We start from the raw sequence: 22,285 nt of genomic DNA on the forward strand, positions 1-22,285 counted from the left end.
TTCTACGGTGGGGCGGCGGCAAACCCGTCAGGCCCCCTCGGCCGGGACCAGGGAGTCGAGCGGAACGGACGGGTCCGCCAGCTTTTCCCGGTCCACCGGGGCCTTCGACCGGATCAGGTTCTGGATGTGCTCGGTGACGTCCCACACGTTCACGTTCATCCCGGCCAGCACCCGGCCCCCGGAGAGCCAGAACGCGATGAACTCCCGCTTGCCCACGTCCCCGCGCACCAGCACCTGGTCGTAGCCGCCCGCCGGGGCGTACCCGGAGTACTCCAGGCCCACGTCGTACTGGTCGGAGAAGAAGTACGGCACCCGCTCGTACGAGACCTCCTGCCCCAGCATCGCCCGCGCGGCGGCCGGCCCGCCGTTGAGGGCGTTGGCCCAGTGCTCCACCCGCAGCCGGGCCCCCAGCCCCGGGTGCTGGGCGGCGGCCACGTCGCCGACCGCGAAGACGTCCGGGTCGGAGGTGCGCAGCGAGGCGTCCACGGCGATCCCGCCGCCGTGCTCCCGGTCCACCAGGGCCAGCCCGGAGGTCTCGGCGAGCGCGGTGCGCGGCGCCGCCCCGATCGCGGCGAGCACGGCGTGCGCCGGGTGCTCCTCGCCGTCGTCCGTACGGGCGGCCAGCACCATGCCGTCCTGGCCGACGATCTCCGTCAGCGTCGCCCCGAAGTGGAAGCGCACCCCGTGTTCGGCGTGCAGGTCCGCGAAGAACTGGCCGATCTCAGGGCCGAGCACCGTGTGCAGCGGGGTGGGCAGCGGCTCGACCACGGTCACCTCGGCGCCGTAGGAGCGGGCCGCGGCCGCCACCTCCAGGCCGATCCAGCCCGCGCCCGCGATCAGCAGGTGCCCGTTGTCGCGGCCCAGGGAGGTCAGGGCCTTGCGCAGCAGGTCGGCGTGGGCGAGCCGGCGCAGGTGGTGCACCCCGGCCAGGCCGGTGCCCGGGATGTCCAGGCGGCGCGGCTCGGAGCCGGTCGCCAGGAGCAGCTTGTCGTAGTGGAGCAGGGTGCCGTCACCCAGGCGCACCGTCTTCGCCGCGCGGTCCAGGTGCACGGCGGGCTGGCCCAGGTGCAGCTCGATGTCGGCGCCCGCGTACCAGGACGGCTCGTGCACGAAGACGCTGTCGCGCTCCTCCTTGCCCAGCAGGTAGCCCTTGGACAGCGGGGGCCGCTCGTACGGATGGTCGCGCTCGTCGCCGATCAGGATCACCCGGCCGGTGAACCCCTCCGACCTCAGCGTCTCGGCGGCCTTCGCCCCGGCCAGCCCCGCGCCGACGATGATGAACGTCTGGTGTGCGTCGACCACCTGATGCCTCCTCATAACCTCTCCGCCATGTGCGGCCACATGCGAGCGTCCCGCACCGAGCCTGCCCCGTGAAGGGGGAATGGCCCGATCGGCTCACCCTTCGGCGCGCCGCCCGCGACGGGTGAGGCGGGCGTGCAGGGACCGGGCGGAAGCGTCGGTGAGGCAGGCGATCTGGTCGATGACCGCGCGCTTGCGGGCCTTGTCGTCCGGCGCCGCGTCGAAGATCGCCCGGAACTGCGGGTCGAGTCCCTCCGGCGCGCGGGCGCTGAGCGCCTCGGCGAGTTCGGCCAGGACGATGCGCTGGTCGGCCCGCAGCCGCTCCTGTTCGTCGCGCTGCATCACGTACAGGTCGGCGACCGCCTTCAGGACGGCGCACTCGTTGCGCGCCCGGCGCGGCACCACCAGCTCCGCCGCGTACCGGGTCAGCGGGCCGGGGCCGAACGCCTCGCGGGTGGCGCCCTCGGCGGCCAGGCAGAACCGGCCGATCAGCTGGCTGGTGGCGTCCTTCAGGCGGGCCTGCGCCACGGCCGAGCCGTCGTAGCCGTGCGGCCACCACTCCTGCTCCATCAGCCGGTCCAGGGCCTCGCGCAGCTCCTCGGGCTCGGTGCCGGCGGGCACGTACCGGCCGATGGCGACCTGCCAGATGGCGGTGCGCTCGGGCTCGGCGAACAGCAGGTTGGGGTCGAGGTGCCCGGCGTGCAGGCCGTCCTCGAAGTCGTGCACCGAGTACGCGACGTCGTCCGACCAGTCCATCACCTGGGCCTCGAAGCACTTGCGGTCGGCGGGCGCGCCGCGGCGCAGCCAGTCGAAGACCGGCAGGTCGTCCTCGTAGGCCCCGAACTTGACCGAGTCGGGGTCGGTGGGGTGCCCGCCGCGGGCCCACGGGTACTTGGTGGCGGCGTCCAGGCAGGCCCGGGTCAGGTTGAGGCCGACGCTCACAGGGTCGCCCGTGGCCGGGTCGGGCACGAACCGCTTGGGCTCCAGCCGGGTCAGCAGGCGCAGCGACTGGGCGTTGCCCTCGAAGCCGCCGCAGTCCTTGGCGAACTCGTTGAGGGCCTCCTCGCCGTTGTGGCCGAACGGCGGGTGGCCCATGTCGTGCGAGAGGCAGGCCGCCTCGACCAGGTCGGGATCGCAGCCGAGGGCCGCGCCGAGCTCCCGGCCGACCTGCGCGCACTCCAGCGAGTGGGTCAGCCGGGTGCGCGGGCTCGCGTCCCAGTCGTAGGAGCGGGTGCCCGGGGTGACCACCTGGGTCTTCCCCGCGAGGCGGCGCAGCGCGGCCGAATGCAGCACGCGGGCGCGGTCGCGCTGGAAGGCGGTCCGTCCGGGCCGCTTGTCGGGCTCGGGGGCCCACCGCTCGGTGGCGGCGGGGTCGTAGGAGTCGTACGCGGGGGTGTGCGCGGTGCCTTCCATGGTTCAGACGGTAGCCGCAGACACCGACAATCCGAGCGATCCGGTCCCGTCCCGCCCTCAGGCGCTGGCCAGTTCCCGGTGGTGGGCCGGGCGTGCCAGGGCCTCGTCGTAGCGGTGCAGGACGAGGCGGGCCAGGGCCGGGTGGGCGCCCAGCGGGGCGGCCGCCGGACCGGGTGCGGCGGCCGCGCTCGCGGCGGCGAAGCGGCCCGGGGCGGCGAAGTACGAGGCCACCGCGACCCGGTGGCCCCGCGCCGCGAGCGCCCGTACGGCCTCCGGCACGCCCGGAGCGGCCGCCGAGGCGTACGCCGTGACCACGGGCACCCCGCCGATCCGCTCCGCGAGCAGGGCGGCGGCGCGGCGGGCGTCGGCGGCGGAGTCCGGGTCGAGGGAGCCGGCCGAGGCCAGGACGACGGCCGTGCCCGGCTGCCAGCCGGCCTCCAGCAGCCGCTCGAACAGGGCCTCCACCAGCAGCGGGTGCGGGCCGAGCGGAGCCGCGACCCGGGTCCGCAGGTGCCCGGCCCGGGCCGCGGCGGCGGGGAGGTCCCGTTTGACGTGGGTCCCCCGCCCGAGCAGCAGGGGGACGAGGACCGCCGCGCCGGTGGCCTCCCGCAGGGTGTCGGCGAGCAGCGGCCGGTTCAGCTCGACGTGCCCGAGCCGGACGTCGAGACGCGGACGCAGCTCGCGGACCCGTTCGAGGAGGGCGAGGACGGTGTGCGCGGCGCGGGGGTCGCGGCTGCCGTGGGCCACGGCGACGAGGGTGGGGTGCATGAGGGGGCTCCGTGGGGCCGGGCGCGCGGCGGGCGCACGCCGCTCAGCTGGGCGCCGAGCTGGTCGGTGATCCGGGTCAGCAGCTCGGCCGCGCTGCCGAAGGGGAGGGAGGGGGAGAAGGGGGACTGGCTTTCGGGAGGGTGCACCGGCTCCGTCATGAACCGATCCTGCGGGCCGCAGATTGCGTGTGCGTTGCGCGGCGGTGACGGGTGTTTGCCGCCTCCTCACACCGCCGGTCGGGCGCCCCGGGCTGAAACCGGGGCGATCTCCCGGCGCGTCCTGGTCTGCGAGCCGGGCGACCGCGCCCGGCGGGACGACCAGGGGGAACGTTCATGCGCACACCGCGCCCGAGCAGGATCGCGCGCGCCCTGCGCAACCGGATGCCGCGCACCGTGGCGGCCCGGCGGCGGGCCGTGCAGGCCGTGATGGCGCTGTGCGTGCTGGCCCTGCTGCCCTCGGCCTGGACCCACGCCACCGCCGCCGGCCGGCTGCGCGACACGACGGGGGCGCCCGCCGCCGGGGTGGCCGTCGTGTTCGGGGCCGGGCTGTGGGACGGCCGGCCCACCCCCTACCTCGCGGCCCGCCTGGACGCGGCCGTCGAGCTGTACCGGGCCGGGAAGGTGAAGGCCGTCCTGGTGACCGGGGACAACAGCCGCACCGAGTACGACGAGCCCGACGCGATGCGCACCTACCTCACCGGGCACGGGGTTCCCGACGCCCGGATCGTCAGCGACTTCGCCGGCTTCGACACCTGGGACTCCTGCGTCCGCGCCCGGGAGGTCTTCGGGGTGCGCCGGGCGGTGCTGGTCAGCCAGAGCTTCCACATCCACCGGGCGGTCACGCTGTGCCGGGCCGCGGGCGTCGACGCGTACGGGGTCGGCGTCGACAACGCGCACGACGCCACCTGGTACTACGGCGGCGTCCGCGAGGTCTTCGCGGCCGGGAAGGCGGCCGTCGACGCCGTCTTCGAGCCGTCCCCCAGGTTCCTCGGGCCCAAGGAGGAGGGGGTGTCGCGGGCGCTGGGCGCTCTGGCAGACTGACGCCGCGATCGCCGGTATTCCGATTAGTCATATCCGAGGGAGTGGAACCGTGGCTGTTGTGGATCTGAGCGGCAAGGCCGTCGTCATCACCGGAGGGGCCCGGGGCCTCGGCGCGGCCGCCGCGCAGGCCGTCGTCGACGGCGGCGGCCGGGTACTGATCACCGACGTGCTGGAGGCCGAGGGCGCCGAGACCGCCGCGAAGCTCGGCGACGCGGCCCGCTTCCTGCGCCACGACGTCACCGCCGAGGCCGACTGGCAGGCGGTAATGGACCACGCCCTCGCCGAGTTCGGCCGGCTCGACGGGCTGGTCAACAACGCCGGCATCGCCACCGGGCAGTTCCTGGAGCACGAGAGCGTCGAGCACTTCCGCCGCTGCGTCGAGGTCAACCTGGTCGGCACGTTCATCGGCATCAAGGCCGCGATCCCGCCGCTGCGGGCGGGCGGGGGCGGATCGATCGTCAACATCTCGTCGGCCGCGGGGCTCACCGGACTGGCCCTGACCGCCGGGTACGGCGCCTCCAAGTGGGGCGTGCGCGGACTGTCGAAGATCGGTGCGGTGGAGCTCGCGGAGGCGGGGATCCGGGTGAACTCGGTCCACCCGGGGATGACCCTGACCCCGATGACGGCGCCGGTGGGCATCCAGGCCGGGGAGGGCAACTACCCGGGCGCCCCGCTGGGCCGCGTCGGCGTTCCCGAGGAGATCGCGGCCGCCGTCGCCTTCCTCCTCTCGGACGCCGCCTCCTACATGACGGGCGCCGAGCTGGCCGTCGACGGCGGCTGGACGGCGGGCCTGACGGTCCGCTACCTGACGGGCCGGTAACCGGCCCGGCCCCGGGGCCGCGGCGCGGGGCGGGGAGAAGCCCCGGCCCCCGCCGCCCGGGCCTCACCGCCCCCGTCCGCCCGCGCTGAGCCCCCGCACCCCCGCCCGTAACGCAACGGCGCGGCCCGGCGTAACACCCCACCCGCACCCTGACCCGTATGCACCGCACCGAGGAAGCCATCCCCACCCACTGCCCCTACTGCGCCCTGCAGTGCGGCATGAACCTGCGCCCCGGGCCCGACGGCGAGGACGTCGCGGTCGAGGAGCGGGCCGACTTCCCCGTGAACCGGGGCGCGCTCTGCGGCAAGGGCCGCACCGCCCCCGCCGTGCTCTCCTCCCGGGTGCGCCTCACCGAGCCGCTGGTCCGTACCCGCGCCGACGGGCCGCTCGTACCGGCCACCTGGGAGGAGGCCCTCGACGCCGTCGCCGCCGGCCTCGCCCGCACCCGCCGCGCCCACGGCCCCGACGCGGTCGGCGTCTTCGGCGGCGGCGGCCTCACCAACGAGAAGGCCTACGCCCTCGGGAAGTTCGCCCGCGTCGCCCTCGGCACCTCGCAGATCGACTACAACGGCCGCTTCTGCATGTCCTCGGCCGCCGCCGCCCACCAGCGCGCCTTCGGCCTCGACCGCGGGCTGCCCTTCCCGCTGGAGGACGTCCCGCGCACCGGCTGCGTGATCCTCGTCGGCTCCAACCCCGCCGAGACCATGCCCCCCGCCCTGCGCTACCTCACCGAGCTCAAGGCCAACGGCGGCACCCTCATCGTCGTGGACCCCCGCCGCACCCGCACCGCCGAACACGCCGACCTGCACCTGGCCCCCCGCCCCGGCACCGACCTGGCCCTGGCCCTCGGCCTGCTGCACCTCGTCGTCGCCGAGGGCCGCACCGACACGGAGTTCATCGCCGCCCGCACCACCGGCTGGGAGGACGCCCGGGCCGCCGCGATGGCCCACTGGCCCGAACTCGTCGAGCGGATCACCGGCGTCCCGGTACCCCGGCTGCGCCGCGCCGTCGAGATGTTCTGCGCCCCCTCCTCCGCCATGGTGCTCACCGCCCGCGGCCCCGAACAGCAGGCCAAGGGCACCGACACCGTCGGCGCCTGGATCAACCTCTGCCTCGCCACCGGCCGCGCCGGCCGCCCCCTCTCCGGCTACGGCTGCCTCACCGGGCAGGGCAACGGCCAGGGCGGCCGCGAACACGGCCAGAAGGCCGACCAGCTCCCCGGCTACCGCAAGCTCACCGACCCCGCCGCCCGGGAACACGTCGCCCGGGTCTGGGGCGTCGACCCGCAGACCCTGCCCGGCCCCGGCCGCAGCGCCTACGAACTCCTCGACGCCCTCGGCACCGACGTGAAGGCCCTCCTGCTCATGGGCTCCAACCCGGTCGTCTCCGCCCCCCGCGCCGCGCACGTCGAGGAACGCGTCCGCTCCCTGGACTTCCTCGCCGTCGCCGACGTCGTCCTCTCCGAGACGGCCGCCCTCGCCGACGTGGTCCTGCCCGTCACCCAGTGGGCGGAGGAGACCGGCACCACCACCAACCTGGAGGGCCGCGTCCTGCTGCGCCGCCGCGCCCTCACCCCGCCCGCCGGCGTCCGCAGCGACCTGGAGGTCCTGCACGGCCTCGCCGTCCGCCTCGGCGTGGAGAAGGGGTTCCCCACCGACCCCGAGGAGGTCTTCGGGGAACTGCGCCGCGCCTCCGAGGGCGGCCCCGCCGACTACTCCGGCATCTCCTACGACCGCATCACCGCCGAACAGGGCGTCTTCTGGCCCTGCCCCGAGGGCTCCCCGGGAACGCCCCGGCTCTTCCTCGACCGCTTCGCCACCGAGGACGGCCGGGCCCGCTTCACGCCCGTCGCCCACCGCGAGGCCGCCGAGAGCCCCGACGCCGAATACCCCCTGCTGCTCACCACCGGCAGGGTCGTCGCCCAGTACCAGTCCGGGGCGCAGACCCGCCGCGTGCCCGAGCTCAACGAGGCCGCGCCCGGCCCCTTCGTGGAACTCCACCCGCGCCTCGCCGCCCGCCTCGGGGTGGCCGACGGCGCCCCGCTGGCCGTCACCTCGCGGCGCGGCCGTGCGGTGGCCCCGGCCCGGATCACCGACGCCATCCGGGCGGACACCGTGTTCATGCCCTTCCACTGGTACGGCGAGGGCCGCGCCAACACCCTCACCAACCCCGCCCTGGACCCCGTCTCCCGGATGCCCGAGTTCAAGGTCTGCGCGGTCCGCGTGGAGCCGGCCTAGCGCCGGTCCGGCCGCGGACCATCTCTTGCCGCAGTCTTGGCGCCCGCTTTGGGGAGCCTCACAGCTGCCCCAACTAGCCTTCCGCGCATGTCACTCCGACCCCCGAACACCCTCCCCGTGCTGCCCTACCGCAAGCCCACGCGCGGCCGCGACTACTGGGTGCTGGACAACGTCCTGCCCGACGTGGACGCCGTACGGGAACGCTGCCTCGCCAAGGGCGACTGGGTGCAGGGCGCCCCGCACAAGCCCGAGCCCTGGCCCGGCCTGCGCGCCATGCCCGGTCTGGAGCCGGACGAGCTCGCCCACGTGGAGAAGCTGGTGCGGCAGGCCACCGGGGCGAAGCGGATCTGGGCCGAGGACCCCGCCGGCGCCGGCACCTTCAACCACAACTGCGTCCAGGTCGTCGGCGAGGGGGAGTGCGAGTCCCGCCCGCACACCGACTCCCGGACCGTGTGCCGCTACGCCGCGGTGCTCTACCTCACCCCCGGCATCCCCAAGGACTGCGGCACCAGCTTCTACCGCCAGAGCCTCCCCGGCGGGGTCCTCGGCGGCAACCAGGTCCTCGCCCCGCACAACAACCTCGTCGACGCCCTCGGCACCCGCTTCGTCCCCGAGGACTCCTTCACCGAGGACCTCCGCGTCCCCCACCGCTACAACCGCCTCCTGCTCTACTCCGCCAACCTGATCCACAGCGCCACCGGCTACTGGGGCACCACCCTGGAGGACAAGCGGATGACGGCCGTCTTCTTCTGGATGGCCTGACCGGACGCCCTGCACGGGCCCGGCGCGGGCGGCCCCCGATCGTCTCGGACATGAGTCCGATCCGCATCGGGGTTGCCGCCGGGGGGTAACCATCCGGTCACGCAGCGGGCCCAGAAAATGCCCGCACGCCCCTCGTGGCGGCGATGTGTCGTACCCCACACTGAGGTGCGGTGCCACCGTCCTCGGAGCCCCTGGAGGTCGCCCCCGTGCAGACCCGGACCCTGACCGTGAACGTGAGCCACCCCGCCGGCAGCCCCTTCCACGCCGACGCCGTCGCAACCGCAGAGGCCGAGGTCGAGGCCGTGGACGAAACCGCAGACGCCGCCGCACGCGCAGCCGCGGAGCACGCCGGGGACGACGGGCCCGAGGTGCTCGAACTCATCGAGCCGGCACCCCCGCAGCCCGGCCGGTCGCCGGCGGGACCGGCCGCGGGAGGACCCTCCGCCGACCTCTTCCGCCAGTACCTGCGCGAGATAGGGAGGATCCCCCTCCTCACCGCCGCCGAGGAGGTGGAACTCGCCCGGCGGGTGGAGGCGGGACTCTTCGCCGAGGAGAGGCTCGGCGGCGCCGCCGACCTCGGCTCCCAGCTCGCCGTCGACCTCGACAAACTCGTCGTCATGGGCCGGATGGCCAAACGCAGGCTCATCGAGTCCAACCTGCGCCTCGTCGTCTCCGTCGCCAAACGCTACGTCGGCCGCGGGCTCACCATGCTCGACCTGGTCCAGGAGGGCAACCTCGGACTGATCCGGGCCGTCGAGAAGTTCGACTACGCGCGCGGCTACAAGTTCTCCACCTACGCCACCTGGTGGATCCGCCAGGCGATGTCACGGGCCCTCGCCGACCAGGCCCGTACCATCCGCGTCCCCGTCCACGTCGTGGAACTCATCAACCGCGTGGTCCGCGTCCAGCGCCGCATGCTCCAGGAACGCGGCTACGAGCCCACCGCCGAAGAGGTCGCCCTCCACCTGGAACTGACCCCCGAACGGGTCCTGGAGGTCCTGCGCCTCGCCCAGGAGCCGGTCTCCCTGCACGCCCCCGTCGGCGAGGAGGAGGACGTCGCGCTCGGCGACCTCATCGAGGACGGCGACGCCGCCTCCCCCATGGAGTCCGCCGCCTTCTTCCTGCTGCGCGAACACCTCGAAGCCGTCCTGTCGACCCTCGGCGAACGCGAACGCAAGGTCGTCCAGCTCCGCTACGGGCTCGCCGACGGCCGCCCGCGCACCCTGGAGGAGATCGGCCGCATCTTCGGCGTCACCCGCGAACGGATCCGCCAGATCGAGTCCAAGACCCTCGCCAAGCTCCGCGACCACGCCTTCGCGGACCAGCTGCGCGGCTACCTCGACTGACCGGGCCCCCACGGGAAGGGGGCGCCCCGAAGGACGCCCCCACCGCTCGCGCGTGACCCGGTCAGTCGACCTCGGCCACCGCCTGCGCGAACTGCGCCGCGTACAGCCGCGCGTACGCGCCGTCCGCGTCCAGCAGCTCCTGGTGCGTGCCCTGCTCCACGATCGAGCCGCTCTCCATCACCAGGATCACGTCGGCGTCGCGGATCGTCGACAGGCGGTGCGCGATCACGAACGACGTACGGCCGTGCGCCAGGCGGGCCATCGCCTTCTGGATCAGCACCTCGGTACGGGTGTCCACCGAGCTGGTCGCCTCGTCCAGCACCAGGATCACCGGGTCCGACAGGAACGCCCGGGCGATCGTGATCAGCTGCTTCTCGCCCGCGCTGACGCCCGCGCCCTCGTCGTCGAGCACCGTGTCGTAGCCGTCGGGCAGCGTACGGACGAACCGGTCCGCGTGCGCCGCCCGCGCGGCCTCCTCGATCTCGGCGCGCGTGACCTCGCGGGAGGCGCCGTACGCGATGTTCTCCGCGATGGTCCCGCCGAACAGCCAGGTGTCCTGGAGGACCATGCCGATCCCGGAGCGCAGCTCCTCGCGGGTCATCTTCGCGATGTCCACCCCGTCGAGGGCGATCTCGCCGCCGGTGACCTCGTAGAACCGCATCAGCAGGTTGACCAGCGTGGTCTTGCCCGCGCCGGTGGGGCCGACGATCGCGACCGTCTGGCCCGGCTCCACGCGCAGCGACAGGTTCTCGATCAGCGGCTTGTCCGGCTCGTAGCGGAAGGCCACCTTGTCGAGGACGACCTGTCCGCGCAGCTCCTGCGGGCGCTCCGGCACCTCGGCGTCCGGCTCCTGCTCGGGCGCGTCCATCAGCTCGTACACCCGCTCCGCCGAGGCGACGCCGGACTGCACCAGGTTCGCCATCGACGCCACCTGCGTCAACGGCATCGAGAACTGGCGCGAGTACTGGATGAACGCCTGCACGTCACCGATCGACAGGGTGCCCGAGGCCACCCGCAGACCGCCGACGACCGCCACCAGCACGTAGTTGATGTTCGAGACGAAGAACATCACCGGCTGCATGATGCCGCTGACCAGCTGCGCCTTGAACGAGGCCCGGTACAGCTCCTCGTTCTGCTCGGCGAAGACCTCCGCCGACTCCTTCTGCCGCCCGAAGACCTTCACCAGCGCGTGGCCGGAGTACATCTCCTCGATGTGGGCGTTCAGCGCGCCGGTGCTCTTCCACTGGGCCACGAACTGCGGCTGCGACTTCTTGCCGATCTTCGCCGCGACCACCATGGCCACCGGTACGGTCGCCAGCGCGACCAGCGCCAGCAGCGGCGAGATCCAGAACATCATCGCCAGCACGCCGACGATCGTCAGCAGCGAGTTCATCAGCTGACCCAACGTCTGCTGGAGCGTCTGCCCGATGTTGTCGATGTCGTTCGTCGCCCGGCTCAGCACCTCGCCGCGCTTCTGCTGGTCGAAGTACGACAGCGGCAGCCGCGACAGCTTGGCCTGGAGCTCCTCGCGCATCCGGTACACCATGCCGTTCTGCACGAGGTTCGACAGCCTCGTCGCGACCAGCATCAGCAGGGCCGCCATGACGAAGACCGCCAGCGCCCAGAGCGACACGACCCCGACGGCGCCGAAGTCGATGCCCTCGCCCGGCGTGAAGTCGGTGCTCGCCAGCATGTCCGCCATGCCGCCGTGCCCCTGCGCGCGCAGTCCCTCCAGCGCCTGCTCCTTGGTGAGGCCCTCGGGCATCTCCCGGCCGACGATCCCCGCGAACACCAGGTCCGTGGCCTCGCCCAGGATCTTCGGCCCGACCACCGAACAGCCGACGCTGCCGACCACGGCCGCGACCATGCCCCACAGCTTCGCCTTGTCCTTCGCCAGCTGCCCCAGCAGCCGCTTGCCCGACCCCTTGAAGTCCATGGACCTCTGGGGCGAGCCCGTCATCATCCGTCCTCCGGGCCCGCTCATGCGGCCTCCGCCTCCGTCAGCTGGGAGAGCACGATCTCCCGGTAGGTCTCGTTGCCGGCCATCAGCTCGTGGTGACGGCCCTCGCCGACCACCTGGCCCTCGTCGAGGACGATGATCCGGTCGGCGTCGCGGATCGTGGAGACCCGCTGGGCGACGATGACCACCGTCGCCTCCTCCGTCTCACGGGCCAGAGCCGCGCGCAGCGCCGCGTCCGTCGCGTAGTCCAGGGCCGAGAATGAGTCGTCGAAGAGGTAGATCTCCGGGCGCTGCACCAGCGTGCGGGCGATCGCCAGGCGCTGGCGCTGGCCGCCGGAGACGTTCGTCCCGCCCTGGGTGATGGGCGCTTCGAGGCCGTGCTCCAGCTCGGAGACGAACTCCTTGGCCTGGGCCACCTCCAGGGCCCGCCACAGCTCCTCGTCCGTCGCGTCCGGACGCCCGTAGCGCAGGTTCGAGGCCACGGTGCCGGAGAACAGGTACGGCTTCTGCGGCACCATGCCGACCGTCCGGGCCAGCAGCTGCGGGTCCAGCCGGCGCACGTCCTCGCCGTCGACGAGCACCTCGCCGCCGGTCGCGTCGAACAGCCGCGGCACCAGGCCCAGCAGGGTGGACTTCCCGCTGCCGGTGGAGCCGATCACCGCCGTGGTCTCGCCGGGGCGGGCCACCAGGTCCACCCCGCGCAGCACCGGCACCTCGGCGCCCGGGTAGTGGAAGTCGGCGCCGCGCAGCTCCAGCCGGCCGCGCAGGGACACCGAACGCACCGGGTCCGCGGGCGGGACCACGCTGGACTCGGTGTCCAGGACCTCCTGGATGCGCTCCGCGCAGACCTCGGCGCGCGGCACCATCATGAACATGAAGGTGGCCATCATCACGGCCATCACGATCTGCATCAGGTAGGCGAGGAAGGCCGTCAGCTGGCCGATCTCCATCTCCCGGCCGTCCACGCGCATCGCGCCGAACCAGATGACGGCCACGCTGGAGATGTTCACGACCAGGATGACGACGGGGAACATCAGCGCGAGCAGCCGGCCCGAGGCCAGCGAGACGCCGGTCAGCTCGGTGTTCGCCCCGCGGAAACGCTCCTCCTCGTAGCCGTCGCGGACGAAGGCGCGGATCACGCGGTTGCCGGTGATCTGCTCGCGCAGCACCCGGTTGACCACGTCGAGACGCTCCTGCATCCGGCGGAACAGCGGGCGCGTCCTCCAGACGATCGCGCCGACCGAGATGCCCAGCACCGGGACCACGGCGAGCAGCACGCCCGACAGCTTCACGTCCAGGGAGAGCGCCATGGCGATGCCGCCGATGCACATGATCGGCGCCGAGACCATCAGCGTGAAGGTCAGCAGCGCCAGCATCTGGACCTGCTGGACGTCGTTGGTCGTACGGGTGATCAGCGACGGTGCGCCGAACTGGCCCAGCTCGCGGGCGGAGAAGCTCTGCACCCGGTCGAAGACGGCGGCGCGGAGGTCGCGGCCCAGCGCGGCGGCGGTCCGCGCACCGAAGTAGACGGCCCCGACGTTGCAGACGAGCTGGACGAGCGAGACACCGAGCATCAGTGCGCCGAAGCGCAGGATGTAACCCGTGTCACCGCTGACGACACCGTGGTCGATGATGTCGGCGTTGAGCGTGGGCAGGTAGAGGCTCGCACTGGTCTGCAGGAGTTGCAGCAGCACCAGTGCGGCGATGGGTTTCCGGTGCGGACGCAGGTACGTCCGCAGAAGTCGTATGAGCACGCGCAGGCTCCGGTAGGCAAGATCGAGGGGGTTCACTCCATCTTGTGCCAAGCGCAGGCTTGATCCCTACCGCTTTTCGCAAAACCGGGTCAAAAGGAGGAGGCCTCTTCATGCCAAGGTCCCCTTGCTGCCAGAACCCGCACGCGCAAGGCCTTGCGGACCGGGCGCGCATGCTGTCACTTCCCGCTCAGAAGGCCCCCGGGTGCAGCTGCTCCCGCGTCGCGACGTACTGGTGGCGCACCGCCTGCCAGGCCGCGAACTCCTCGCCCGGCTCGAAGACCTGCGCGGCCGACGCCGGCCACAGCGGCGGGGTGTGCGGGGCCAGCGTGCCCTGCTGCACCCCGAGCGCCCACGCCGCCTGCCGGGCCGCGCCCAGCGCCGCGTAGTCCGCCGGGGCGGGCACGACGACCTGCGTCCCGAACAGCCCCGGAGCGGCGGCCTGTACGGCGGGCAGCTCGGCCACCGCGCCCAGCAGGAACACGCGCCGGATCCCCACGCCCCGGTGCCGCAGCACGTCGAGGGCGTCGACCAGCCCGCACAGCATCCCCTCGAACGCGGCCCGCGCCAGGTGCTCCGGCTTCATCGAGTCCCGGCGCAGCCCCGAGAGGGTCCCGGCGCTGTGCGGCAGGTTCGGGGTGCGCTCCCCCTCCAGGTACGGCAGGAGCACGAGCCCGTGGGCGCCCGGCGTCGACTTCAGCGCGAGCGCGCTCAGCCCCTCCAGGTCGGTTCCCAGCATGTCGGCGGTGCCGCGCAGGGTCCGTACGGCGTTGGAGGTGTTCACCACCGGCAGGTGCATGCCGCCGGCGTCGGCGAGGGAGGTGACCAGGCCGCCCGGCTCGGACAGCGCCTCGTGGTGCACGGCCATCACCGAACCGGTGGCCCCCAGCGAGACCACCGCGTCCCCCGGCCCCAGGCCCAGCCCGAGCACGGCCGCCGTGGTCTCCCCGGTCCCGGCGGAGATCAGCAGCCCCTCCGGGGTCATCCCGGCGGCGTCGCACGGGCCGAGCACCTCGGGCAGCAGCGCCTGGTGCCCGAGCGCCAGCTCGACCAGGTCCGGCCGGTAGGAGCCGGTGGCCGCCGACCAGTACCCGGTCCCGGAGGCGTCGGCCCGGTCGGTGGTGCGGCGGGCGGGCCGGCCCAGCAACTGCCAGACGAGCCAGTCGTGCGGGGACATCAGCACCGCCACCCGGCGCGCGGCCTCGGGGTCGGTACGGGCCAGCCAGGCGAGCTTCACGATCGGCTGCGCGGGGTGCGGGACCGAGCCCACGGCCGCCGTCCAGGCGGCCTTGCCGCCGAGCGCCTCGACCAGGTCGGCGGCGGCGACCTGCCCGCGCCGGTCGTTGCCGACCAGCGCGGGCCCGACCGGCCCGCCCTGTGCGTCCAGTGCCAGCAGGCCGCGCCGCGCGGAGACCCCGATGGCCTGGACGCCCTCCAGCAGCCCGCCGCCGGCGGCCTCGCCGAGGGAGAGCAGCCAGGCCTGCGGGTCGGTCTCGTGCGGGACCGCCTCGCCCGCCGGCTGCGGATGGGGTGCGTAGCCCTGGCGCAGCACGGCGCCCGTGTCCGTGTCGCAGACGACGATGCGAGTGAAGGTGGAAGAGCTGTCCAGCCCGGCGACTATCCCCATGCGGAGAATTCTGCCCCACCGAACGGCCCTGCCAGGAGGGTCAGGTGTTGCTGGTTCCCCACTCGTCCTCGGACCCCTGCCCCCGCTCCCGCAGTCCGGGCACCCGCCGGGCCACGGAGGGCGGCAGGGCGTCGCCGACCTTGCCGCCGACGGCGGTGAACGCCTTCCCCGCGAACGCCCGCCCGTTCTGCCCCGCCGTCTCGGCGGCGTTGCGCACCACCGGGTTCTGCGCGAAGCGCCGGACGGACTTCTTCATCTGCTCGTACCGCTCCCGCCCCGCGGCGGTTCCCACCACGTAGCCGAGGGCCACTCCGGCGAGGAACGTGACCTTGTACCGCATGCCTGCCACCCTTCGTCGTGTCGGTGCCCGGCCGGCTGGCGATACCGATTGGCGGAGCACCCCCCTGCTTGCGCTAATCTATGACTCGCAACGGGCGCTCGCCCCCCGGCAAGGCCGGAGGTGGGCTGTTCGTGGCACCGCAGCAATCCCCTGTAGCTCAATTGGCAGAGCAGCCGGCTGTTAACCGGCAGGTTACTGGTTCGAGTCCAGTCGGGGGAGCGCGGTCCCCTGTAGCTCAATTGGCAGAGCAGCCGGCTGTTAACCGGCAGGTTACTGGTTCGAGTCCAGTCGGGGGAGCAAGAAGAGGAGAGGACCCGGTCGGGTCCTCTTTCTTTTTGCCCCGGACCCGGAACCGGGCAGCCTCCAGCGCGGTCTCTCTGGACATGCGAAGCCGATCATGCGGGGCATCCGAAGCAGGAGATCGTATGAGCGGCTATGCTGCGGCAGACGGCGCGCACACATGTACGCGCCACGCCGTGAAGGGGCGGTAGCTCAGCCGGTTAGAGCAGCGGACTCATAATCCGTCGGCCGTGGGTTCGAGTCCCACCCGCCCCACCACGAGGCCCGTGTCGCAGAAACGTTGCGACCAGCGCGATCAGTGCCCCGACCCGGGAGATCCGGGCGGGGCACTTCTGCGTCCGGGGCCGGGCGCCCGGTCCGGCCGGTGTGTGATGCGCGCCATGGCCCGTGTGCCGCAACGCGGCGAAGGCGGCCCCGGGGGGCCGCCTTCGTATGCCGTCGCGCGTCGTCTCCACCGCAGGGGGTGGTGAGGGGGCGGTCAGTCCCAGCCGATGACCTTCTTGTCCATCGGGGCCGAGTCCCAGCCGATCACCTTCGCGGTGGCCGGGGCCGAGGCGCGGACCGAGTCCCAGCCGATGACGCCCGGGGTCTGCTCCGAGGCGGTGGCCGTGGCGGTCGCGGCGGCGGACAGCAGGGCGGTGAGGGCGGCGGCGGTGACGAGGCGGGCGGTGCGAGACATGGAATCCCCCTGGGACGGGCACGGTCGGCTGGAGCGGTGGGCTTGCGCGCTGTACCGGTCCGGCCTCGCGGCCCTGGCCTGGGGTGGGGCTCCGTGCCCCGCCGTCCCGGTGAACACCATCCTGCTGGTCCGCGGGAGCCCGCAGAAGGGGTCCCGGATGGCACCAAAGTGACTGACACCATGATGTCGCCTAGGGCCTCCGACCTGCACACCTTTAAGATCGCTCGAGTCGGCGGACGGTCGTCCGCCGTCAGGATCCGGGCCGGGGGGCACAGATGCTGGAAGCATTGGGACTGGACACGCACGTGGAGGCCGTCTACCGCGAGATGCTCGCGGATCCGACGGGGGGAGTGGCGGAGCTGTGCGCCCGCCTCGACATGGCCGAGGCCCAGGTACGCGAGGGGCTGGACCGGCTCGTCGACCTGGACCTGCTCACTCCGTCCCGGGAGAACGCGGGCGGCCTGCGGGCCGTCAGCCCCGAGGCGGGGCTGGAGCAGATCCTGCGCCGCCAGGAGGAGGACCTGCTCCGCCGCCAGCAGGAGCTGGCGCTGAGCAAGGCGGCAGCGGCCCGCGCCGTCGCCGAGTTCGCGGGGCTGCGGCCGAACACCGAGACCGACGGGGCGGAGCGGCTCGTGGGCCTCGACGCCATCCAGTCCCGGCTGGAGGTCCTCGGCCGCGGGCTGGCCGCGGAATGCCTGGCGATCATGCCGGGCGGCGCCCAGTCCCAGGCCAGCATGGACGCGTCGAAGCCGCTGGACGAGGAGGCGCTGGCCCGCGGCATCCAGATGCGGGTCGTCTACCAGGACAGCGCCCGCAACGACCAGGCCACCCTGGCCTACGCCCAGTGGACCACCGACCGGGGCGGACAGGTGCGCACCAGCCCGGTCCTGCCGCCCCGTCTGGTGATCTTCGACCGGAAGACCGCCGTGGTCCCCATCGACCCCGCGAACTCCCGGCTGGGTGCGCTGTGCACCACCGCCCCCGGCATCGTGGCCTCCCTCGTCACCCTCTTCGAGCAGACCTGGGAGACCGCCGTCCCGCTCGGCGCCGCCCGCGAGCAGGCCCCGGAGGACGGCATCACCGCCGGCGAGCGGGAACTCCTCAAGCTGCTGGCCTCCGGCATGACCGACGAGGCCGCCGGCAAGCGGCTCGGGGTCTCCCTGCGGACCGTCCGCCGCCAGATGTCCGGGCTGATGGAACGCCTCAACGCCACCAGCCGCTTCGAGGCGGGCCTGAGGGCCGCCCAGCGGGGCTGGCTCTGACACCGGCCCCGGAAGGGGTCGGGCGAGGTCGCTGCGGAACCGGTTCCGGCTGCCCTGTCAGGAGTCCCGGCTCCTGACAGGGCGTCGAAGCCTGAGCGGGGGAGGGGTACCGCCACAGGCCGGCTGGAAGGCGGAGCCGGACGCGGCGCTCGTCAGCGTGGCCGTGTCCTGGACGCCGTGCCTCGACCAGCCCCGGCCGACGGAGTCCGCCCACCGGGCGTGAGCCCGCCCGCGGCACCCGTTGCGGCTGCTGTACCGCTTCACGCCGCCGTCGCAACCGCCCCGGGCGCAGGGCCCGTTGTCCGCTCTCGGCCTGCGTCTCGGCGGCCGTCGGCGCCGAAGCCCTCCAGGTCGATTGCGAGGGACTGCGGTCCGCGCCGCTTGTCTGCGCAGGCCCCGGCAGCATCGTTCATCCCGCCGGTGACTTCGCCGGAGAGTCTGCCTCTCGGAGTGCCTGGTGGCGTCGCGGGGCGGGGAACAGAATCGAGATCGAAGGGCCGCAGGGTTGGCTTGCGGCCGCCATTCAGAAGGGGGAGCACTCATGAACGAGGAGTACTCGCTCGATGCTTCGAGCATCGAAATCGCCTACCCGACCGGTGTGGTGACGCCGAACGACGCCGACCGGGGAGGCCGGGACTTCTCCCTCGCCCACTGGAACGAGGATGGCGTGGACGACCGGGACTGGTAAATCCACCCCGTTCTCCTCGTGTTGATCGGCAAGTAAAGGAAGTCGAGTAATGGAATCAACCGTCGTACTCCTTAGGGCAGCCAGCCTGAGCGTCGACGAGATTTCAGGGCCGGCTTTCGGGGCCGGTCGCCTGGCCGATGAATTCATCGAACAGGCGATCGGCCTGGCGGCCGGTACCGCGCTGACCGCGGGTTCGGGTCGCAACGCGAGCGCGGCGGTGGAACGGTACGCGACCAGGATGGCGAGTCGGGCCACGCCGTTCGGCCTGCTGGCCGGCACCGCGTTCGTGCAGACGGCCGAGAACCGGTCGCTGACGCTTGCGGACCGCGCAGAGCACCAGGCCTTCGTCCGGATCGACATGGCGGCGCTTGAGGCCGTGGTCACCTCCGCCACTGGGCGTCAGAGTCCTCGACTGCTCGAACCCGGCCGCGAACCGCACGAGCTTGCGCTGCGAATTCTTCGCAGCCACGGCGCTTCGGAAGCGGCGGATTCCCTGCAGCGTCTCGTCTCGGCCGTCTGTGGCCCCCGGCCGGCTGTACAGGTCTCCACGGGCCGCCTGAATTCCGCCTGGGAGGCGTGCGGAATTCCTGGCATTGCGAAAATACCTGACAAGGCTCGCTTCCATGTCGATCTGGACTTCACGACGACTCGGAGCAACGTCGAGAGCGAACTGGTCGAGTCGCTCGACCGGACCCTGCGCCGCCTCCAGATCCTTTTTGCCGAGCCGGATCCCCTCGCCGACTTCCGGGAGGAATTCCAACGCCGTTACGAGGGCGGTGAGGTCCCGCTGGGAGAGGTGCTGGACTTCCGCACCGGTCTCATGGACACGACCCTCTCGGCGGGTTCGGCGCTCGCCGGCAGGGCCGGAGTGGTCGGGCCGGGGACCTCCCGCAGGGAGGTGCGTGTGCCCGAGGCGGCCCTCCGCGCCTACGACCACTGGCGTGAGACGGGTCGGCCCTACGACATCGAGGCGCATCCGGCAGCGGAGCGCGGCGTGGCCAGGTCGGTCCAGGCGGCACTGCTGGACAACCACGAGAACGCCTTCGACGCCGTCCTGCTCAGCGGGCAGGAGCGGGCGCCCCTGGCCTCGTTGGCCAGGTTCGCCGTGTCGCGGCCGGAACGCGAGCAGGCCCTGCACCAGTGGCTCGCCGCCGCGGGGCACGAGGACGACGATCCGATCGTCGCCGAGCTGGTGCACACACCGGGGGGACGGATCGGCAACGTCCTCCTCCGGCCTGCCGTCCATGCCCGGGCGCTCGCGCTGAGAGGCGCGGAAGGCGGCGCGCTGGACCTGGGCTCGCTACGGCTGAGCCTCGGCGAGCGCGGCTTCACCCTGCGCGAGGCGGCTTCGGGCCGTCGCGTGGTCCTGGAGCTCAACTCGACCCACTCCGTGGACTTTCGGGCGAACGATCCGCAGTTCCGCCTCCTCGCCCACATCAGCGGCGTTCGGTCGGTGGGGTGGCACTGGGGAGGACTGTCCATGCTCTCCCACTTGCCCCGTGTGACCTGCGGCCGGGTCATCGTCCGCCCGGAACGCTGGACGGTCGGGCCCGAAAGCGTTCGGCGCCTGATCGCTTCGGCGAACCCCGCGGCGGTCCTGCGTGACCTGCTTCCGGGGTTGGGTGACCGGCGTTGGGTCGGATGCGGCACGGGAGACCGTGTACTGGCCGTCGACCTCGACTCCCCGCGGGCCGTGAAGGCCGTCGTCGAGAAGGCGGCCGGCCGGGGGCGACTCGCGTTCAGTGAGGTTCCCCAGGTGGAGAGCCCGGCCGTGAGCGGCCCGCGCGGCCGCCATGTGGCGGAGGTCTGCATCCCCTTGAAGGGACCGCGGCCTGCCGGTACACGCGGACGCACCGTGTTCGCCGCTCCTGTTCCAGGGGACGAATGGGTCTATTGGAAGTACTACTGCAGCAGTTTCACCGCGGACTCGGTGATCGTGCGGGCGAGGAGCCGGGTCGACCGGCTGCGCTCGCGCGGACAAGTGTCGAGTTGGTTCTTCCTCCGTTACGGCGAAGGCGGACATCATGTGCGCCTCCGCGTACGCCCCGCATGCGCAGCAGACCGCGCGGCCGTCTTCATGGCACTTGAAGGGCTCGGCCAGGAGCTCCGCGCCCAGGGACTCGTCAGCAGAGCGTGTACGGACCGCTACGTGCCGGAAACCGTGCGATACGGGGGCCCGCAGGGCATCTCCCTCGCGGAGGAGCTGTTCGCCCTCGACAGCGACCTGGTCAGCGACCTGCTGGCGGAATCACCCTCGGAAGAGCTCCGGCTCTTTCACGCCGTATCCGCCCTTCTCGGCTGGGTTCGGGGATTCTACGGCGATTCGCCGAGCGAAGAGCAGCTGATCGGTGTCCTGCGCCGTCGGGTCGGCCCGCGGGAGAAGGGCGGACGGCTGGGGAGCAGATACGGCACGTACTTCCGGGACGTGCGGGAACCGCTCGACGCCTTCCTCGCGGAGCACACCACCTCCGGACAGATCCTTGCGGTACTGGGCAGGCTCCGGCGGAGCACGCACGACGGGGCTCCGATTCCGGAGGCCGTCGCAGAGGAGATCTTCCGTTCGGTCGTCCACATGCATATGAATCGCCTTTTCCCACTCGACGTACAACGCCTGGAACGGCTCGCCTACGACGTGACCGTCCGCAAGCTGCTGGAACAACGCGCCCGGGCGGTACCCCGAGGCGATGAACAGGAGGATGGAAGAACATGAGCAGTCACGAGACGTCACCCGAAGCCGTCTTCGGCCTGTCCCGCCTGATCGACCCGGTGGAACCCGAGCTCTTCCTCCGCGATCACTGGGAGAAGGAGCCCCTCCACATCGAGCGGGATGCCCCGGACCACTACGGCGACCTGCTCACGCTCGACGATGTGGACCGGCTCCTGATGATGGCCGGTCCCGGCTTCGAGACCATCCGTGTCGTGGTGGACGGCGAGGAGACGCCGATCGAGGCGATGGCGCAGCGAGGGCCCCATGGCCGCGCCAACACGCTGGAAGCGATCTACGACCACTACCGGCGGGGATCCACGGTCGTCCTGAACTCCCTGGACGACCGCTGGGCGCCGCTGCAGAGGCTGACCCACGCCCTCGGGGCCGAGCTCGGCGCCGGGTTCCAGGTCAACGTCTACCTGACGCCCGCCGGCAAGGCGCAGGGCTTCAAGCCCCACTACGACACCCACGACGTCCTCGTGGCCCAGGTCCACGGCAGCAAGCAGTGGAGGCTCTACGGCGCTCCCTATGAGCTGCCGTTGGCCGGACGGCCGAAGTTCGGGGACGAGATCCCGGGTGACGCGGTACCCGAGCGGGAGCTCACGCTGAAGCGCGGGGACTTCCTCTACCTCCCCCGCGGCGTGGTGCACGCGGCCACGTCGAACGACGAGGCGTCCGTCCACCTGACCATCGGTGTCCATTCGCTCCGCTGGGCGAACGTCCTGCAGAGCGCGATGGAGAAGCTCTTCGACGAGGACGTCCGGTTCCGGCAGGGCGTTCCGGCCGGTCTCGCCGGTGACGAAGACATCCAGCGCGCTGCCGTGGAGCGCCTGCGGCAGCTCGTGGGGGTCCTCCAGGAAGGGCTGTCCGCGGAGCGGGCGATCGAAGAGACGGTGACGCAGTCCGTGTCGGTCAACTCGCCTTCCCTCGGCGGACATCTGCTCGACCTGGAGCGCGTCCGCGATCTGACACCTGCCACGCCGGTACGGCGGCGGCCGGGAGTCGTCTCGCACACCGCGGTCACGGACACCCGGGTGACCGTGGCGTTCCACAACAAGTCCGTGGCCCTGCCGCGGCAGGTCGAGCGGGAGGTCCGCTGGCTCGCCGGGCACCAGGGCGGCGCCTTCAGCGCCGCCGACCTGCCGGGCCGCCTGGACCAGCCGGGTCGCATGCTCCTGCTGCAGACCTTCCTCCGCGAGGGACTCCTCACCTTCTGACCCGGTTCGACGCCTGTCGAGGGCCGCGTGGACCGGGCGGGCGACCGGCTTTGCGAAGCCGGTCGCCCG

General features: G+C 72.6%; 16 protein-coding genes, 3 tRNA genes and 1 pseudogene. 12 read left to right on the forward strand and 8 right to left on the reverse strand.

Going from position 1 to position 22,285, the window contains the following annotated elements; all coding sequences use genetic code 11:
• Positions 1 to 27: 27 nt before the first annotated feature.
• From ACIRBY_RS20715 to ACIRBY_RS20725, 3 genes and pseudogenes are all read right to left on the reverse strand, one after another.
• A complete protein-coding gene (locus tag ACIRBY_RS20715; protein WP_403902246.1) occupies positions 28 to 1,302 on the reverse strand; it encodes an NAD(P)/FAD-dependent oxidoreductase in 1,275 nt (424 codons plus the stop codon).
• Positions 1,303 to 1,395: 93 nt separating this feature from the next.
• Positions 1,396 to 2,712 carry a deoxyguanosinetriphosphate triphosphohydrolase gene (locus ACIRBY_RS20720; RefSeq protein WP_403902248.1) on the reverse strand — a complete coding sequence of 439 codons (1,317 nt, stop codon included), beginning with the start codon at positions 2,710 to 2,712 and terminating at the stop codon, positions 1,396 to 1,398.
• 57 nt (positions 2,713 to 2,769) lie between these two features.
• Positions 2,770 to 3,638, reverse strand: a pseudogene (locus tag ACIRBY_RS20725) (sirohydrochlorin chelatase).
• A 174-nt stretch (positions 3,639 to 3,812) separates the two neighbouring features.
• Here ACIRBY_RS20725 and ACIRBY_RS20730 point away from each other — a divergent pair.
• The 5 genes from ACIRBY_RS20730 (at position 3,813) to ACIRBY_RS20750 (ending at position 9,685) form a co-directional block, all read left to right on the forward strand.
• The gene (locus ACIRBY_RS20730; protein ID WP_403902250.1) at positions 3,813 to 4,520 is read left to right on the forward strand and encodes a vancomycin high temperature exclusion protein; all 708 of its coding nucleotides are present in this window, start codon (positions 3,813 to 3,815) and stop codon (positions 4,518 to 4,520) included.
• A gap of 49 nt (positions 4,521 to 4,569) precedes the next feature.
• Positions 4,570 to 5,340 (forward strand): glucose 1-dehydrogenase, encoded by a 771-nt coding sequence (locus ACIRBY_RS20735; RefSeq protein ID WP_403902251.1) that lies wholly within the window; start codon positions 4,570 to 4,572, stop codon positions 5,338 to 5,340.
• 158 nt (positions 5,341 to 5,498) lie between these two features.
• The gene (locus ACIRBY_RS20740) at positions 5,499 to 7,577 is read left to right on the forward strand and encodes a molybdopterin oxidoreductase family protein (RefSeq protein WP_403902252.1); all 2,079 of its coding nucleotides are present in this window, start codon (positions 5,499 to 5,501) and stop codon (positions 7,575 to 7,577) included.
• Between the two features lie 87 nt (positions 7,578 to 7,664).
• The gene (locus ACIRBY_RS20745; RefSeq protein ID WP_366453102.1) at positions 7,665 to 8,339 is read left to right on the forward strand and encodes a DUF6445 family protein; all 675 of its coding nucleotides are present in this window, start codon (positions 7,665 to 7,667) and stop codon (positions 8,337 to 8,339) included.
• Between the two features lie 206 nt (positions 8,340 to 8,545).
• Complete coding sequence (locus ACIRBY_RS20750; protein WP_403902364.1) at positions 8,546 to 9,685, forward strand: RNA polymerase sigma factor; 1,140 nt, start codon at positions 8,546 to 8,548, stop codon at positions 9,683 to 9,685.
• A gap of 61 nt (positions 9,686 to 9,746) precedes the next feature.
• On the opposite strand, the gene ACIRBY_RS20755 is transcribed toward ACIRBY_RS20750, so the two are convergent.
• The 4 genes from ACIRBY_RS20755 to ACIRBY_RS20770 form a co-directional block, all read right to left on the reverse strand.
• Entirely contained in the window at positions 9,747 to 11,669 is a 1,923-nt protein-coding gene (locus ACIRBY_RS20755) for an ABC transporter ATP-binding protein (protein WP_403902254.1), read from the reverse strand.
• A complete protein-coding gene (locus ACIRBY_RS20760; protein ID WP_403902255.1) occupies positions 11,666 to 13,399 on the reverse strand; it encodes an ABC transporter ATP-binding protein in 1,734 nt (577 codons plus the stop codon). The genes ACIRBY_RS20755 and ACIRBY_RS20760 overlap by 4 nt, the downstream gene beginning before the upstream one ends.
• A 187-nt stretch (positions 13,400 to 13,586) precedes the next feature.
• On the reverse strand, positions 13,587 to 15,023 hold the full coding sequence (locus ACIRBY_RS20765) for an FGGY-family carbohydrate kinase (protein ID WP_403902257.1): 1,437 nt from the start codon (positions 15,021 to 15,023) through the stop codon (positions 13,587 to 13,589).
• Between the two features lie 40 nt (positions 15,024 to 15,063).
• Entirely contained in the window at positions 15,064 to 15,363 is a 300-nt protein-coding gene (locus ACIRBY_RS20770) for a YtxH domain-containing protein (protein ID WP_403902258.1), read from the reverse strand.
• A 146-nt stretch (positions 15,364 to 15,509) separates the two neighbouring features.
• On the opposite strand from ACIRBY_RS20770, the gene ACIRBY_RS20775 reads away from it, so the two are divergent.
• The 3 genes from ACIRBY_RS20775 (at position 15,510) to ACIRBY_RS20785 (ending at position 15,921) form a co-directional block, all read left to right on the forward strand.
• Positions 15,510 to 15,582 (forward strand) — tRNA-Asn (locus tag ACIRBY_RS20775).
• Between the two features lie 5 nt (positions 15,583 to 15,587).
• Positions 15,588 to 15,660: transfer RNA gene (locus tag ACIRBY_RS20780), tRNA-Asn, on the forward strand.
• A 184-nt stretch (positions 15,661 to 15,844) separates the two neighbouring features.
• Positions 15,845 to 15,921 (forward strand) — tRNA-Ile (locus ACIRBY_RS20785).
• 220 nt (positions 15,922 to 16,141) lie between these two features.
• Here the strand turns inward: ACIRBY_RS20785 and ACIRBY_RS20790 are convergent.
• The gene (locus tag ACIRBY_RS20790; RefSeq protein ID WP_403902259.1) at positions 16,142 to 16,342 is read right to left on the reverse strand and encodes a hypothetical protein; all 201 of its coding nucleotides are present in this window, start codon (positions 16,340 to 16,342) and stop codon (positions 16,142 to 16,144) included.
• A 275-nt stretch (positions 16,343 to 16,617) separates the two neighbouring features.
• On the opposite strand from ACIRBY_RS20790, the gene ACIRBY_RS20795 reads away from it, so the two are divergent.
• From ACIRBY_RS20795 to ACIRBY_RS20810, 4 genes are all read left to right on the forward strand, one after another.
• Positions 16,618 to 17,604, forward strand: a complete 987-nt coding sequence (locus ACIRBY_RS20795) for a LuxR C-terminal-related transcriptional regulator (protein WP_403902261.1) — start codon at positions 16,618 to 16,620, stop codon at positions 17,602 to 17,604.
• Between the two features lie 541 nt (positions 17,605 to 18,145).
• Positions 18,146 to 18,292 carry a hypothetical protein gene (locus ACIRBY_RS20800; protein ID WP_366453110.1) on the forward strand — a complete coding sequence of 49 codons (147 nt, stop codon included), beginning with the start codon at positions 18,146 to 18,148 and terminating at the stop codon, positions 18,290 to 18,292.
• A 49-nt stretch (positions 18,293 to 18,341) separates the two neighbouring features.
• Positions 18,342 to 21,002 (forward strand): thiopeptide-type bacteriocin biosynthesis protein, encoded by a 2,661-nt coding sequence (locus ACIRBY_RS20805; protein ID WP_403902262.1) that lies wholly within the window; start codon positions 18,342 to 18,344, stop codon positions 21,000 to 21,002.
• The gene (locus ACIRBY_RS20810; RefSeq protein ID WP_403902263.1) at positions 20,999 to 22,216 is read left to right on the forward strand and encodes a cupin domain-containing protein; all 1,218 of its coding nucleotides are present in this window, start codon (positions 20,999 to 21,001) and stop codon (positions 22,214 to 22,216) included. Before ACIRBY_RS20805 ends, ACIRBY_RS20810 begins: the two co-directional genes overlap by 4 nt.
• The last annotated feature ends 69 nt before the right edge of the window (positions 22,217 to 22,285 follow it).

Source organism: Streptomyces sp. NPDC096136, assembly GCF_044763325.1.
Lineage (GTDB): Bacteria > Actinomycetota > Actinomycetes > Streptomycetales > Streptomycetaceae > Streptomyces.

Coding starts and splice junctions, on each gene's coding strand:
- ACIRBY_RS20720 (WP_403902248.1), bottom strand. CDS start 2,712: ATGGAAGGCACCGCGCACACCCCCGCGTACGACTCCTACGACCCCGCC.
- ACIRBY_RS20730 (WP_403902250.1), top strand. CDS start 3,813: ATGCGCACACCGCGCCCGAGCAGGATCGCGCGCGCCCTGCGCAACCGG.
- ACIRBY_RS20740 (WP_403902252.1), top strand. CDS start 5,499: ATGCACCGCACCGAGGAAGCCATCCCCACCCACTGCCCCTACTGCGCC.
- ACIRBY_RS20745 (WP_366453102.1), top strand. CDS start 7,665: ATGTCACTCCGACCCCCGAACACCCTCCCCGTGCTGCCCTACCGCAAG.
- ACIRBY_RS20755 (WP_403902254.1), bottom strand. CDS start 11,669: ATGAGCGGGCCCGGAGGACGGATGATGACGGGCTCGCCCCAGAGGTCC.
- ACIRBY_RS20765 (WP_403902257.1), bottom strand. CDS start 15,023: ATGGGGATAGTCGCCGGGCTGGACAGCTCTTCCACCTTCACTCGCATC.
- ACIRBY_RS20770 (WP_403902258.1), bottom strand. CDS start 15,363: ATGCGGTACAAGGTCACGTTCCTCGCCGGAGTGGCCCTCGGCTACGTG.
- ACIRBY_RS20790 (WP_403902259.1), bottom strand. CDS start 16,342: ATGTCTCGCACCGCCCGCCTCGTCACCGCCGCCGCCCTCACCGCCCTG.
- ACIRBY_RS20795 (WP_403902261.1), top strand. CDS start 16,618: ATGCTGGAAGCATTGGGACTGGACACGCACGTGGAGGCCGTCTACCGC.
- ACIRBY_RS20800 (WP_366453110.1), top strand. CDS start 18,146: ATGAACGAGGAGTACTCGCTCGATGCTTCGAGCATCGAAATCGCCTAC.
- ACIRBY_RS20805 (WP_403902262.1), top strand. CDS start 18,342: ATGGAATCAACCGTCGTACTCCTTAGGGCAGCCAGCCTGAGCGTCGAC.
- ACIRBY_RS20810 (WP_403902263.1), top strand. CDS start 20,999: ATGAGCAGTCACGAGACGTCACCCGAAGCCGTCTTCGGCCTGTCCCGC.